Below are 13,279 nucleotides of genomic sequence, written 5' to 3' on the forward strand. Positions count from 1 at the left end.
TTACATTCCGAACCCGGAAGCTAAGCCTTTCAGCGCCGATGGTACTGCAGGGGGGACCCTGTGGGAGAGTAGGACGCCGCCGAACAATTTTTGGGGAAAGCCCCGCATCATGGTCTGTAGAAATATGGATCTGATGCGGGGCTTTTTCGCGTTGTGGCAGTATCGGTTTATGGAACACGTCATACGTCCTGTCCGCGCCGATGAGTGGCGCAAGGTCAAAGAGCTGCGGCTCGCGTCGCTCGCCGATCCTGCGGCCCCGGTCGCGTTTCTCGACACCTTCGAAAGCGCCTCCGCGCAGCCCGATGAGTTCTGGCAGGAGCGGGCCAGGAATGCGCAGAGCCCGTCCGTGCGGCAGTTCGTCGCCGAGGCTCCGGACGGCGCATGGGCCGGCAACGTGGTGGTGATCGTCGAGGCCGAAGGTGCCGATGACGTCTTCGGGAACCGGGTCGCCTCGCCCCAGGCGCATGTCGTCGGTGTCTTCGTACGGCCCGAATACCGTGGCATCGGGCTGACCGAGCGGCTCTTCGCGGCCGCCCTCGAATGGGCCTGGGCCCTGGAGGAGCCGCGGGTGAACCGGGTCCGCCTCTTGGTGCACGAGGACAACCCGCGCGCCCGGGGCTTCTACCGGAAGGCCGGCTTCGTGCCCACGGGGTTCACGGCGGTGCTGACCGATGACGGCGGCCGTGACCTTGAGATGGAGATTCTCCGGCCGTAGCGCCGACTACGTCAGGGCCTCGGTCCAGCGGGCCCGCGCCTGTTCGGGCGAGCGGAGCAGGACCAGGAGCGGGAGGTCCTGGCCCTGACCGGTCGACAGCAGCTCCGGTAGCCGGGGAAGCGGAGCCACGGCCGCGACGTCGTCGAGGACGAGCGTCATTGGTGGGTCGAGGCGACCGTCAGATGACCGTTCGGCCATGCGGCGGCCGCGCTCGACCACGTCTGAGGCGAGTGCCGTCAGGAGCGGCATCGCGGCGGGGTCGGACCGGGGATCCTCGATCGCTTCGCCCACCACATAAAGGGTGCCCCCTTCGTTCGCGAATGATTCCAGAGCGAGCGAATCTGCTCGGTTCGGTGTGCAGGCGTCCCGGATGTGGATCGAGGAGAGGCAGCCCAGGGCCCGGGCCGTCAACTGCTGGGCGATTTCCCGGCGTTCGGGGTAGGCCGTGAGGGCCGATTCCAGGAGGCCCGCGCTGCCGCTCTGCGCCTTGGGGTGCGTACGCAGGATCCGTACGGCCTCGTGGGCGGCCGTTCCCTGGGCCCAGCGGTGCAGTTGCTTCGTCGCTCTGCCGTCGCGGCTCTCCAGGGCGGCCGCGTGCAGCCAGCAGCGCAGCAGGGTCTCCGCGGTGTCCGCCATGGCGGCGTCCATGCGGGCCTGGGGGCGTACGGGCGCGAGGAGGGCGGCGGCCCGTGCCGCGGCGGTGTCCGCGTCCTCGCAGTCGGCGGTCGGGGACCAGTGGAGTCGGGCGGGGGTGTCACAGCGGTGGGTCGGATCGTAGACGTACACGGGGCCGAGCTTGGCCCGGGCGTCCTTGGTCTCTGCCCACAGGGTGGGGTCCGAGGTGACGATGAGGGCTGCGCCCTCCGCGTCCTGGATCGCCTGTAGGGCGCGGGGCCTTCGGGTCTCCGGAGGGCCGAAGTGGAGCCGGGAGTGCGGCTGTTCGGCCCGGGGGGTGGGGAACTGCTCGACCGCGCTCGGCGGGATGGGCACGCTCCAGGCCGGAGGGCTGGGCTCGGGAACCGCGGGTGCCGCCGGCGTGGGGGCGGGCGCGGTGGGCTGCTCGGTGCCGGAGGCCGACGGCTCGGCGGGGCCGCGGGCGGGCACCGGGATCCCGGGGACCGGAGCGACCGGGACGCCGGGGACGGGAGTCGGCGAGGCCTCCACGACGGCAGGTGCCGGGTGGGGGGACCGGGCGGAGGGAGCCACCGCGGGCACCGCGTCCTGTCTCGCTCTCGCTCGTACCGCCCGCCAGCGCGTGAACGTCCCCAGCGTGAAGATGGTCAGGACGATCAGGACCAGGAGTTCACCGATCAGGAGACCCCAGAAGAGACCGTAGCCCGGGAGGGCCGGGGGCGGGGTGTCCGGCCAGGCGGTCGCCAGGTCCTGGGGAGCCGTGACCAGGGATCTCAGGGCCATCGGGCTGTGCGTGAACGATACGCCTGGGGGCCAGGACCCATGGGTGAACAGGCCGGCCAGGCCCGTCGCCGTCCACACCAGGACCGTCAGGCCGAGCAAGAAGGCCAGGAGGCCGACCAGGAGGGAATCGGGGATGCCTCGCTGGTCGCCTCTCGGGGTGCCGGTTCCGCTCACTTCAGGCCACCGTGGACTCGGGGGAGTCGGATGCGGACAGGTGTTGTTCGATCATCGCGGCTCGGCGTTCCGTCTCCGATTCGAGCTGGGAGTCGAGCTCCGAGGCCAGGATGTCGTCCGACGCCGCGGACTCCGTCATCGCGCGGTCGGTGAAGACCAGCGGGCGTTCGCGTTCCGTGATCAGGTGCTTGACCACCTGGACGTTGCCGTTCACGTCCCATACCGCGATGCCCGGGGTGAGGGTCGGGATGATTTCCACCGCCCAGCGCGGCAGGCCGAGGACGCGGCCCGTCGCCCTCGCCTCGTCGGCCTTCTGCGCGTAGATCGTCCTCGTCGACGCCATCTTCAGGATGGCCGCCGCCTCCCTGGCCGCGGCTCCGTCCACGACGTCGCTCAGGTGGTGGACGACCGCCACGAAGGACAGGCCCAGGCGTCGGCCGAACTTCAGCAGGCGCTGGAAGAGCTGTGCCACGAAGGGGCTGTTGATGATGTGCCAGGCCTCCTCGACCAGGAAGATGCGCTTCTTCCGGTCGGGGCGGATCCAGGTGTGCTCCAGCCAGACGCCGACGATGGCCATCAGGATCGGCATCGCGATCGAGTTGCGGTCGATGTGCGAGAGGTCGAAGACGATCAGGGGGGCGTCCAGGTCGATGCCGATCGTCGTCGGGCCGTCGAACATGCCGCGCAGGTCGCCGTCGACCAAGCGGTCGAGGACGAGGGCGACGTCCAGGCCCCAGGCGCGTACGTCCTCTATGTCGACGTTCATCGCCTCGGCCGACTCGGCCTCCGGGTGGCGCAGTTGCTCGACGATGTCGGTCAGGACCGGCTGGCGGTCCGTGATGGTGGTGTTGACGTACGCGTGCGCCACCTTGAGGGCGAAGCCCGAGCGTTCGTCCAGGCCGTGCCCCATCGCCACTTCGATGATCGTTCGGAGCAGGGCGAGCTGGCCGGTCGTGGTGATCGCCGGGTCCAGGGGGTTGAGCCGGATGCCGCCGTCCATCGCGGTCATCGGGTCGAGCCGGATGGGGGTTATCCCCAGCTCGCGCGCGATGAGGTTCCACTCGCCGACGCCGTCCTCGCCCTGTGCGTCGAGGACGACGACCTGGCGGTCGCGGAACCTCAACTGCCGCAGGACGTACGTCTTCTCAAGCGCCGACTTGCCGTTGCCGGACTCGCCGAGCACCAGCCAGTGCGGGGCCGGGAGCTGCTGTCCGTACAGCTGGAAGGGGTCGTAGATGTAGCCCTTGCCGCTGTACACCTCACGCCCGATGATCACGCCGGAGTCGCCGAGGCCGGGGGCGGCCGTCGGCAGGTAGACGGCCTGGGCCTGGCCCGTGGAGGTGCGGACGGGCAGCCGGGTGGTCTCCACCTTGCCGAACAGCAGGGCGGTGAAGGCGTCGGAGACGAGAGACAGCGGATCTCGCATGGCGGGTACTGCCTCTCAACTAGCGGCGGATTCCGGTCGCGAACGGCAGGGTGTTGACGAAGGCCCGGTGGTGCTCGCGGTCGCACCACTCCAGCTTCAGATACGACTTGCCCGCGGAGGCTCTGATGGTCCGCTTGTCGCGGGCGAGGGCCTCCGGCGAACGCGAGGACACCGTGATGTAGCCGACCAGGTTGACGCCGGCGGCGCCGCTCGCGAGGTCCTCGCCGCGCTGGTCGAGACGGCCGTGGGCGGCGATGTCGCGCGGGTCGACGGTGCGGTTCATCTTGGCGGCGCGGGACGCCTCCGCCTCGTCGTTGGTCTTCTCCGTGAGCATGCGCTCGATGGCGACCTCGGTCGGCTCCAGGTCCATGCAGACGGCGACCGTGCGGATCACGTCCGGGGTGTGGACGAGCAGCGGGGCGAGGAAGTTGACGCCGACCGGCGTCATCGGCCACTCCTTCACCCAGGCCGTGGCATGGCACCAGGGCGCGCGTGTCGAGGACTCGCGGGTCTTGGCCTGGAGGTAGGTCGGCTCCACGGCGTCGAGCTCGGCCGGCCAGGCGTTGCGCTTGGTCATGGCCTGGATGTGGTCGATGGGGTGGTCCGGGTCGTACATGGAGTGCACGAGCGAGGCGAGCCGGCTCTGGCCGAGCGGCTGGCGTACGCGGATGTCCGCCTCGGCCAACCGGGCGCAGATGTCGGTGAGTTCACGTGCCATGACGACGGCGAGACCGGCGTCGCGGTCGAGCTTGCGGCCGTGCGGGTTGGCGGCGCGGGCCATCGCGTTGGCCTCGGCGGCCAGTTCACGGCTGTACTGCATGCAGGCCACGAGGTAGGCGCGGTGCTGCTCGCTGGAGGTCGACACCATCGACTGGAGCTGCTCGTAGGAGTCCTGGAGCCAGCCGGGGGCCTTGGTGTCGCCGCGCTGGGCGACGTCCTTGGCGTGCGCGTCGGGGTCGGCGGGCAGGGTGCGGGCCAGCATCTGAAGGCGCGTCACGAAGCCGTCGCCGTTGGCGACGTGCTTGAGCAGCGTGCCGAAGCGGTCGACGAGGGCCTCCTGGTCCTCGCTGTCGCGCAGGCCGACGCCGGGCCCTTCGATCTCGATGGCGGCGGTGACGGTACGCCGGTCCGCGTGCAGCAGGACCGCGATCTCGTCGGGGCCGAAGGGGGCGGCGAGCCAGTTGACGTGGCCGATGCCGGGCGGCGGGCCCACCTCGACCTCGCGCCCGTCGAGGCGTACGCCGGCCTCGGCCGCGCCGGAACGGAAGGCGGTGCCGCGACGGAGCGAGCGCTTGTAACTCCGGTTGATCTCAAACCACTTGTAGAACGTGCGGTGCTTGTACGGCAGGTACACCGCGGCGAGCGCCAGGAACGGGAAGCCCATCAGGAGCACGATCCGCAGCGACAGCACGGGGACGAGGAGCCCGCACATCATGCCGAGGAACGCGCCGCCGATGATCAGTACGATCTCGCCGGTCTCGCGGTTCTTGCCGACGACGGCCGACGGCCGGGCGCGGCCGATCAGATACGTACGGCGGGGCGCGACCGGTTGGGACTGGGTCGTCAACGCCCTCCACCTCCAGTGTTCTTGTTGCCTGCGGTGCCGCCGGAATTACGGCGGTGAGTGTGCGGCGTGCCGGACGTCGGGCCGGAGCCGCTGCGCGGCGGAGGTGCGGCGGAGGGGACAGATCCGCCGCCGACCCCGCCGCCGGAGCCCCGGCTGCTGTGGGCGGCCACGCCACCGGACATGGGGTTGGCGGGGCGGGCCTGGGCGGCGCCGCCCCCCTGGTTGCCCCGGCCGCTGTGGGTCTTGATGCCCTGCGAGACGAGGGCGGCGGGCGAGGAGATGAGGGCGGCGGCCTGGGAGCCGTCGGTGGCCTGCTTGCGGTTGGTGCGGGCCGAGGCGATCTCGTCGCCGAAGCCGGGCACGAACCGGTAGATCATCGCCGAGGCGAAAATGGCGAGCAGGATGATGGCGAGGCCCGAGACGACGGCCGAGAAGGAGTCGGGGCCCTTGCCGGAGGAGAGCGCTCCGGCGAGCCCGAGCACGATCACGATGACGGGTTTCACCATGATCACGGCGATCATGATGCCCGCCCAGCGGCGTACGTGGCCCCACATGTTCTTGTCGACGAGCCCCGCGTAGACGACGGTGCCGAGCAGCGCGCCGACGTACAACAGGGCGGCGCGGATGACCAGTTCGAGGAAGAGGACGCCCGCGGCGAGGATCGAGACGAGGGCGACGACGATCAGCATGATCGGGCCGCCGCCGATGTCCGTGCCCTTCTTGAGCGCGGCCGAGAACGAGCCGAAGAACACGTCCGACTGGTTGCCGGTCGCGTTGGCGATGGCCTCCGTGACGGCGTCCGTCGCCGATACGACGGTGTAGAGGATCAGCGGGGTGAACGCGGAGGCGAGCACGGTCAGCCACAGGAAGCCGACGGCTTCCGAGATCGCCGTCGAGAGCGGCACCCCGCGGATGGCCCGCTTGGCGACGGCCAGGAGCCACAGGACGAGGGTGAGGAAGGTGGCGGCGGCGAAGACGACGGCGTACTGGGTGCGGAAGCTGGGGTTGGTGAAGTCGACGGTCGCGGTCGACTTCACCGCGTCGGAGAGCTTGCCGACGATCCAGGCGGCGGCGTCGGCGCAGCCCTTTGCGAGGGAGGTGAGGGGGTCGGAGGCGGCGCTGCTGTCGCCGGGGGGCGGGGTGGTGCTCTTGCTTCCGCCGGATTGGCAGTACTGCTTGGCGGGCCCGATCAAAAGATCGCAGGGGTTGTTGCTGGCGCTCGGTGAGGGAGTCGGGGTCGGCGTGGGTGCAGGTGTGGGGGCCGCCACGGCTCGGGTCGCGAGCAGTACCGCTGTGGTCTGCACAGTCACGAACAACCCGGCGAGCAATCGGATGCGGGGGCGAGGACTACCTGGCATAGGTGAAGCCTCCGTACTCCTCGACGGCCTTGCTGATGACATCGGCGCTGGACGCAGCGACATCGCCGGGGACTGGGGCCGGCCCATCGACCTGAGTGTCGGTGGCGATCTTCCAGTCGTTGCTGGACCACTTCAGATCGAAGGTCCAGGTCTTCCACGTTGTGCGTACGGGGTCGGTCGAGCCCGGGCCGGACATGCCGATGAGGCCGGTGTACCAGACCGCGACTTTCGCGCTGTCCGCGCTGTAGCTCACCACCTTGGTGCCTACCGGGATGGTGCGGGACACGAATGTGTTGCCCTGAGGCGGATTGCCGTCCGCGTCGAGCCCGAGCTTCTTCAGGAAGTCGGTTGAGTAGGCGCCATCCTGAGGCCCTTTCAGGCCTTCGGCGGCTTCGCTGGTGTAGGTCGAGTCCACGATGCGGTGGCGGCTGTCCTTCTTGAACATGCCGGTGGACCCGAGCACCACGGCGTAGTTCGAGGCTGCCGACTGCGCCCCTTGCTCATCGTGGGCGAACCCAGAAGCGATCCCCCCCTGCTTCCCCGCCACCGGCTTCGTGCCCGTCGCCGCCGTCGGCTCGGCCGCGCCGGGCTTGGCCGGGTTGTCGGGGGTGGTGGCGGAGCCGTCGCCGCCTCTGTTGGCGAAGGCGATCGCGGCCACGAGCAGGACCACGACGCCGACCACCATCACGAGCGAGCGCGAGGTGCGCTGGGGGCGGCGGGCGCCGCCGTAGACGTCGCCGGTCGTCTCGGGCATGCGCGTACGGGTCTGCCGGGTGCCGCCGAGCGTGCTGAAGCGGTCGTCGCCGCGGCCGGGGTCGCCCCCGACGTGGCCCGGCTCGTCGTCGAAACTCATGCCTGCGCCCCCTCGGCCGTGTACGAATCCGCGTAGTACGACGGTAGCCGTGCTGGTTGCCGCGCGGGCGCGGTGTGGTGACTCGACATCAGGGAGACGCAACCTCTGCCGGTGGGCACGACGGACGGGTGGTGTGAGGGGGACGGAAGGGGTGGCGATGCGGCTGACGCGGGGTCAGACGGCCATCCCGTAAACGATGGTGAAGAGCGTGCCCAGGGAGCCGATGATGAAGACTCCGGTCAGGCCGGCCACGATCAGGCCCTTGCCCTGTTCGGCGCTGAAGGTGTCGCGCAGCGCCGTCGCTCCGATCCGCTGCTTGGCCGCACCCCATACCGCGATGCCGAGGCAGAGGAGGATGGCGACCGCCATCACCACCTCCACCATGATGCGGGCCTCGTTGCCGAGCGTCCCGAACGGCCCCCAGTTGGGGGCGATTCCGCCGATGATGGTGGTGATGTCGCCTTTTCCGGCTGCCAGGTACATGTAACTCACCGCCCCTGTCGGGTAGTTCGATGCCCCTGCCCCATGGCATGGGTCAGGTTCTATCTTCGCTGATGAAACCGGCGGAGTAGGACGCCTTGGCGCCTCTCTTTACCCGCCCCCGCACACATGTGCCCGTAGAACCGCCCTGACCTGCGGTGAATCGGCTGTATGCGAAAACGCGTATGGTCACTCTGTGTATCACGCAGGGTGACTCCGGGCAATGACTGTCGTTGTTACACCCTTGGGCCGCTTGTCGTGTCGGAGGCCGACGGCGCAGGTCGGAGCGACGGGCCGTTCATAGAAACTTCTCAGAAAAGGTTCATGGTCGCTCTCAGCCGGGGCAGCGAGAGTCAGAGTGTTCGCAGTCAGCAAGCACGCCCGCCGACCTCCAGGAGACGCACCGTATGAAGCGCACTGGCATCTTCGGGACGAGATTCGCGACCGGTCGCGGAAGGGTCGGCGCGCTGTCCGCCGCGGCCGTGCTCCTCGTCATACCGGCGCTGGGAGCCAGTGACGCGGGGGCGGCCGGCCGGACCGCGACGGCTCCGGCCACCGCCGACAACGCCCGGGTGGGGGCGCTGTTCAAGGGGGGCCTGGACGACGGGCACTACTGCACCGCGTCGGTGGTGCAGAGCTCGGGCCACGACGTCATCGTCACCGCCGCGCACTGCCTGCCCGCGGACGAGTCGGAGGGCGGCAAGGCGGTGTTCGCGCCCGCCTACCGGGACGGTTCCGCGCCGTACGGGACGTGGCCCGTGGAGTCGGTGTACGAGGAGGACAGCTGGACCGAGGACGGCGACCAGGACAGCGATGTCGCCTTCGCGGTCCTCGGGCCGGGCTCGCAGGGGGGCAAGCAGATCGAGGACGTGGTGGGCGCCGCCCCGCTGTTCGCGGGCCGGGCCACCGGGGAGTCCGCGACGCTGACCGGCTACCCGGCCGACACCGAGGTCCCGCAGGTCTGCGCGAACACGGCCGTGGCGTACGGGGACACCCAGCAGCGCATCGAGTGCCCCGACTTCCCGGGCGGCACCAGCGGCAGCCCGTGGGTCGTCGAGGGCGGGGCGGTGGCGGGGGTCATCGGCGGGTACCAGTTCGGCGGGGACGACCCCGACGTCTCCTACAGCATCGTCTTCGGGCCGAAGGTCAAGTCCCTGTTCCAGCTGGCGAACACCGCGGGTATGCCGAAGCCGGCGGCTCCGACCGCGTCCCCGTCCCCGGCCGCGCCGGCCCCGTCCGCGACGCCGGAGGCCAAGGCACCGGCGACCTCCGGGCCCGCCCCCGCGTCCTCCGGCGCCAAGTCCGCCCCCGAGGCGTGGACCGGACAGGTCCTGCGGTTGCTCACCGTCTTGATTCCCTGGAGCTGAGACCGGGGCGTACGGGCTCCGCGACGGTTGGCCGTGGGCCACGGCGAACACTCCCGCGCGGCCTGGACAGTGACGTACCGTCATATGGGCCCGGTGGATCGCGGCGGACCGGTGGATCACGGCCCTGTGGCGCGTCGGGTTCCTGGCCGAATGAGCGAGGGTCCGACACGAGTGCGGGCGAAGTGGCGGTGAACCGCGCCTCGATGGGGGAGGGTTGAGGGGTGCGCAGAGTCTGGGTGGTCGGCGGGATCGGGTTCGGGGTGTGCCTGAGCTTCGTCGCGCTGCTCGTCGTCGGTACGTACTCGGCCGCCGCCGGGCTCGCCTCCCGGGCGGGCGGGGCCGTCGGCCTCGCCAAGGGGGCCGTGCCCGCGCTCTACCAGCCGCTCGTGCAGAAGTGGGGCGACTACTGCCCCAGTCTCAACCCGGCGATGCTCGCCGCTCAGCTCTACTCGGAGAGCGGCTGGAAGACCACCGCCGTCAGCCCGGTCAACGCGCAGGGCATCGCCCAGTTCATGCCCGCCACCTGGGCGAGCCACGGGATCGACGGCAACGGCGACGGCAAACGGGACATCTGGGACCCGGCCGATGCCATTCCGTCAGCGGCGTCCTACGACTGCGAATTGGCCAAATACGTCAAGGACGTGCCCGGCGACGCGAGCGACAACATGCTGGCCGCGTACAACGCGGGCGCGTACGCGGTCATCAAGTACCAGGGCGTTCCGCCGTACAAGGAAACCCAGGGCTATGTGAAGACCATCCGCTCCCTGGAGAAGAGCTTCGCCGCCCCCGTCGGCCGGGTGCAGCCCTCGCAGCAGGCGGCCGGGGCGATCTACTACGCGCAGCAGAAGCTCGGCACGCCTTACCTCTGGGGCGGGGAGGGGACGCCCGAGCAAGGGGGGCGTTTCGACTGTTCGGGGCTTACGCAGGCCGCGTACCAGACCGTCGGGATCACGCTGCCGCGTGTCGCCAACGACCAGTACAACGCCGGCCCGCACCCCGCCCGCAACGAGCTGCTCCCGGGGGACCTGGTGTTCTTCTCGACCGACCTCGGCAACTCCAGGGCCATCCACCACGTGGGGCTCTACGTGGGCGGCGGATACATGATCAACGCCCCGTACACCGGTGCGGTCATCCGCTTCGACAAGATCGACGCGCCCGACTACTTCGGCGCCACCCGCGTCACCAAGGACGGCGCGGCGGCCCTGCCCACTCCCCAACCAGGGGCCTGAACAAGGCCCTTCGATGGCTGGAACTCTCCGTGAAGCCAAGGCCCTGAGCTGGGGCTATTCGTCACTCTTCGATAACGTCGAGGTGATCATTCAGTGGAGAGTGGAACGCGGCCGCCGCAGAAGGCGTTCCCTGGACAGTGACTGATGTACGTACTGACCACGGGGGTTGGTAGCAGGACGGATCAAGGCAAGGGGCCGCAGCATGGCTGGACTCGCATTCGACGGAGCGAATCCCGATGTCAGCCTGCTCTACGACATCAACGGACTCGCCAAGGACGCCCCCTCCTGGCTCGACCGGGCCATGGCCTTCGTCGGGGAGTACGGGATCCTGCTCGGCCTCGTGCTCGTCGTGCTGTGGTGCTGGTGGAGCGTGCGGCGCGCGGCGGACCGGCAGGCGGCGGTCGCGTCCGTCGCCGGGATCGTGTGGGCGCCGCTGGCCGCCGGGATCGCCGTCCTGGTCAACATCCCCATCCGCGGCTTCGTGCAGCGGCCCCGGCCCTTCCTGGACCACAAGGGACTCGACGTCCTGGTCGGCGGCAAGAGCGACTTCTCGTTCGTCAGCGACCACGCCACCCTCGCCATGGCCCTCGGCGCCGGACTGTTCGTCGCCAACCGGAAGTTCGGCCTGATCGCGCTCGGCCTCGCCCTGCTCGAAGGGTTCTGCCGGATCTACATGGGCGTGCACTACCCGACCGACGTCGTCGGCGGGTTCGCGCTCGGCACGGCGGTCACGCTGCTGCTCGCCCCGCTCGCCCAGCTGCTGCTCACCCCGGTCGTCGCGGCCGTCGCCCGCTCGCCGCGGCTCGGCCTCCTGGTGCATTCGCGCAAGGCCCTGACGGTGGTGCCGGCCGCGCCCGGCGGTGCGGTCGAGCACTCGGGGCCCGAGGAGCGCGACCTCGCGGCCTGACGTCCCCCGCCCGGCCCTGCTAGGGCCTGACGTCCCCCGCCCGGCCCTGCTTGTTCAGAGGGCCCGTCAGAGGGCTTGGGGGAAGTCGAAGAGCCGGTCCGGGTCGTACTGCTTCTTCAGCGCGGCCAGGCGCGGCGCGGCCGTGCCGTAGTAGGCCGTGCGCCAGTCGGTGAGCGCGGGGTCCGGGTAGTTCTGGTAGGCCGCGCCCGAGGCGTACGGGCGCATCGCGTCGTGCGTACGCGTCAGCCAGGACTGCTGGGTGGCGCCGGAAGTACCGGGCCGCCACGAGGCGATGTACTGGGCGAGCACCCGTGAGGTGCGGTGCACGAAGGCGGTGGCGCCGGGGTCGACCCGGTTGATCGCGCCGCCGAGCGCGGTGAGCACGACGGTCCCGCCGCCCCCGCCGTCGGCGGCCGGGATATCGGTGAACTCCCGTGCTCCGCTGAGGAGTTGACGTACTCCTGCCGCCGGTATCGCCCGGGTGAAGAAGTCGGACTTCGCAGCGTACGTCTCGCGCTGGAGGACTCCCTGCGGGCTGCGGCCCGGGGTCCGTCCGGGCAGATGGCACTGGGCCTGGCTGAAGGTGGAACACCCGCCGTAGAGCAGCATCGCGTCCTGGAACCCGGTGTGGTGCAGGGACACCGAGGAGGCGGAGGCGCCCGCCCGGTCGGCGAGGCGGTCCAGGGCGTTCTGGAGCTCGCCGTACGAGCCGAGGGAGAACGCGGAGACGGTCAGCGTCGGGTTGCCGCCGCCGGCACCGCCCGCCAGATGGGCGGCGGACCAGATCTCGTCGGCCTGGTCGGGCCCCCACTCCTGCCAGGCCGCGATCACCGCCTGCGCCTGGCGCCAGGGCCAGGTGAGATAGGCGGTGACGCCCTGCGGGGCCTCGTGCGTACGGAAACCGAGCCCGGTGACCACGCCGAAGTTGCCGTTGCCCGCGCCGCGCAGGGCCCAGAACAGATCGGGGTTCTGCTTCTCGCTCGCCGTCAGTTTTCGGCCATCGGCGGTGACGAGGCTCACGGAGGTCAGGCTGTCGCAGGCCAGCCCGTAGGCGCGGGCCGTGACGCCGTGGCCGCCGCCGAGGGTCAGGCCGGAGACGCCGACGGTGGGGCAGGAGCCGCCCGGGATGGTGCGACCGGTCTTGGCGAGGCCGGTGTAGACGTCGAGGAGGCGGGCGCCCGCGCCGATGGTGCCGTCGGCCGACACGGTGTTCAGCCGTGACACGTCGATGACCAGCCGGCCCGTCCCCGAGGACCAGCCGGCGTAGTCGTGGCCGCCGCTGCGGACGGATATCGGGGCGTGGTGGGCGCGGGCGTAGGCGAGGCACTCCTGGACGTCGGCCTCGTGCGCCACGTACGCCACGGCGTCGGGCTTCTGGTCGTCGAAGCGGGTGTTGTAGAGCTGGCGGGCGGCGGCGTAGTCGGCGTCGTCGGGACGGACGAGCTTGCCCTCCAGGGAGTGCGCCAGCGCGTTCCAGTCCGCCGGGGCCGAGGCGCTCGGTGCCGGGGCACGGCTCGCGGTGCCGGCGGGCGGCGGCGGGGCGGTGCCGGTCGGCGCGGGTTCCGGGTGCGCGGTGCTGCCGCAGCCGGAGGTGACGAGGGCGGCGGCGGTGCCGGTGGCGGCGGTCAGGAGGGTGCGGCGGCGCATGGGGGCTCCCGGGGGCGTGGGGGGCGCTGGGCTGGCTCCTTCCCCGGGCCGCCCCTTCCCGAACCGGGGGAAGGGTTCCGGGCCTCGGGCCCTCGGCTCAGCCGGCGGACGGGGTCGGGTTCGGGGAGGGGTGGGATTCG

At 70.7% G+C, this 13,279-nt stretch carries 11 protein-coding genes and 1 rRNA gene; 5 read left to right on the forward strand and 7 right to left on the reverse strand.

Annotated features, from left to right (window positions below; genetic code table 11):
• Window positions 1-85: ribosomal RNA gene (gene rrf / locus ACFYNP_RS21940) — 5S ribosomal RNA — on the forward strand; the annotation flags it as partial.
• An 84-nt stretch (window positions 86-169) separates the two neighbouring features.
• Window positions 170-715, forward strand: a complete 546-nt coding sequence (locus tag ACFYNP_RS21945; protein ID WP_388787766.1) for a GNAT family N-acetyltransferase — start codon at window positions 170-172, stop codon at window positions 713-715.
• A gap of 6 nt (window positions 716-721) precedes the next feature.
• Here ACFYNP_RS21945 and ACFYNP_RS21950 read toward each other — a convergent pair whose 3' ends face one another.
• The 6 genes from ACFYNP_RS21950 to ACFYNP_RS21975 form a co-directional block, all read right to left on the reverse strand.
• Complete coding sequence (locus tag ACFYNP_RS21950; RefSeq protein WP_388787412.1) at window positions 722-2,305, reverse strand: type IV secretory system conjugative DNA transfer family protein; 1,584 nt, start codon at window positions 2,303-2,305, stop codon at window positions 722-724.
• Between the two features lies 1 nt (window position 2,306).
• A complete protein-coding gene (locus ACFYNP_RS21955; protein WP_388420544.1) occupies window positions 2,307-3,731 on the reverse strand; it encodes an ATP-binding protein in 1,425 nt (474 codons plus the stop codon).
• 19 nt (window positions 3,732-3,750) lie between these two features.
• Complete coding sequence (locus ACFYNP_RS21960) at window positions 3,751-5,298, reverse strand: SCO6880 family protein (protein WP_167158194.1); 1,548 nt, start codon at window positions 5,296-5,298, stop codon at window positions 3,751-3,753.
• Entirely contained in the window at window positions 5,295-6,656 is a 1,362-nt protein-coding gene (locus ACFYNP_RS21965) for a hypothetical protein (protein ID WP_388787415.1), read from the reverse strand. Before ACFYNP_RS21965 ends, ACFYNP_RS21960 begins: the two co-directional genes overlap by 4 nt.
• On the reverse strand, window positions 6,646-7,509 hold the full coding sequence (locus tag ACFYNP_RS21970; protein ID WP_388787418.1) for a hypothetical protein: 864 nt from the start codon (window positions 7,507-7,509) through the stop codon (window positions 6,646-6,648). Before ACFYNP_RS21970 ends, ACFYNP_RS21965 begins: the two co-directional genes overlap by 11 nt.
• A gap of 174 nt (window positions 7,510-7,683) precedes the next feature.
• Window positions 7,684-7,992 carry a hypothetical protein gene (locus tag ACFYNP_RS21975; RefSeq protein ID WP_053729027.1) on the reverse strand — a complete coding sequence of 103 codons (309 nt, stop codon included), beginning with the start codon at window positions 7,990-7,992 and terminating at the stop codon, window positions 7,684-7,686.
• 404 nt (window positions 7,993-8,396) lie between these two features.
• Between ACFYNP_RS21975 and ACFYNP_RS21980 the strand changes: the two genes are divergently transcribed.
• The 3 genes from ACFYNP_RS21980 (at window position 8,397) to ACFYNP_RS21990 (ending at window position 11,492) form a co-directional block, all read left to right on the forward strand.
• A complete protein-coding gene (locus ACFYNP_RS21980; protein ID WP_388787421.1) occupies window positions 8,397-9,356 on the forward strand; it encodes a trypsin-like serine peptidase in 960 nt (319 codons plus the stop codon).
• Window positions 9,357-9,577: 221 nt separating this feature from the next.
• Window positions 9,578-10,585, forward strand: coding sequence for an NlpC/P60 family protein (locus ACFYNP_RS21985; RefSeq protein ID WP_388787424.1), 1,008 nt, complete (start codon window positions 9,578-9,580; stop codon window positions 10,583-10,585).
• Window positions 10,586-10,787: 202 nt separating this feature from the next.
• Window positions 10,788-11,492, forward strand: coding sequence for a phosphatase PAP2 family protein (locus ACFYNP_RS21990; RefSeq protein ID WP_388420549.1), 705 nt, complete (start codon window positions 10,788-10,790; stop codon window positions 11,490-11,492).
• A 66-nt stretch (window positions 11,493-11,558) separates the two neighbouring features.
• Here ACFYNP_RS21990 and ACFYNP_RS21995 read toward each other — a convergent pair whose 3' ends face one another.
• Complete coding sequence (locus ACFYNP_RS21995; RefSeq protein ID WP_388787427.1) at window positions 11,559-13,139, reverse strand: FAD-binding oxidoreductase; 1,581 nt, start codon at window positions 13,137-13,139, stop codon at window positions 11,559-11,561.
• Between the last annotated feature and the right edge of the window lie 140 nt (window positions 13,140-13,279).

Origin of the sequence: Streptomyces sp. NPDC006691 (genome assembly GCF_042869955.1) — a bacterium.
GTDB lineage: Bacteria > Actinomycetota > Actinomycetes > Streptomycetales > Streptomycetaceae > Streptomyces.

Excerpts from the sequence above, each read along its gene's own strand:
- ACFYNP_RS21980 (WP_388787421.1), top strand. The coding sequence starts at position 8,397 with ATGAAGCGCACTGGCATCTTCGGGACGAGATTCGCGACCGGTCGCGGA.
- ACFYNP_RS21945 (WP_388787766.1), top strand. The coding sequence starts at position 170 with ATGGAACACGTCATACGTCCTGTCCGCGCCGATGAGTGGCGCAAGGTC.
- ACFYNP_RS21955 (WP_388420544.1), bottom strand. The coding sequence starts at position 3,731 with ATGCGAGATCCGCTGTCTCTCGTCTCCGACGCCTTCACCGCCCTGCTG.
- ACFYNP_RS21965 (WP_388787415.1), bottom strand. The coding sequence starts at position 6,656 with ATGCCAGGTAGTCCTCGCCCCCGCATCCGATTGCTCGCCGGGTTGTTC.
- ACFYNP_RS21975 (WP_053729027.1), bottom strand. The coding sequence starts at position 7,992 with ATGTACCTGGCAGCCGGAAAAGGCGACATCACCACCATCATCGGCGGA.
- ACFYNP_RS21995 (WP_388787427.1), bottom strand. The coding sequence starts at position 13,139 with ATGCGCCGCCGCACCCTCCTGACCGCCGCCACCGGCACCGCCGCCGCC.
- ACFYNP_RS21970 (WP_388787418.1), bottom strand. The coding sequence starts at position 7,509 with ATGAGTTTCGACGACGAGCCGGGCCACGTCGGGGGCGACCCCGGCCGC.
- ACFYNP_RS21990 (WP_388420549.1), top strand. The coding sequence starts at position 10,788 with ATGGCTGGACTCGCATTCGACGGAGCGAATCCCGATGTCAGCCTGCTC.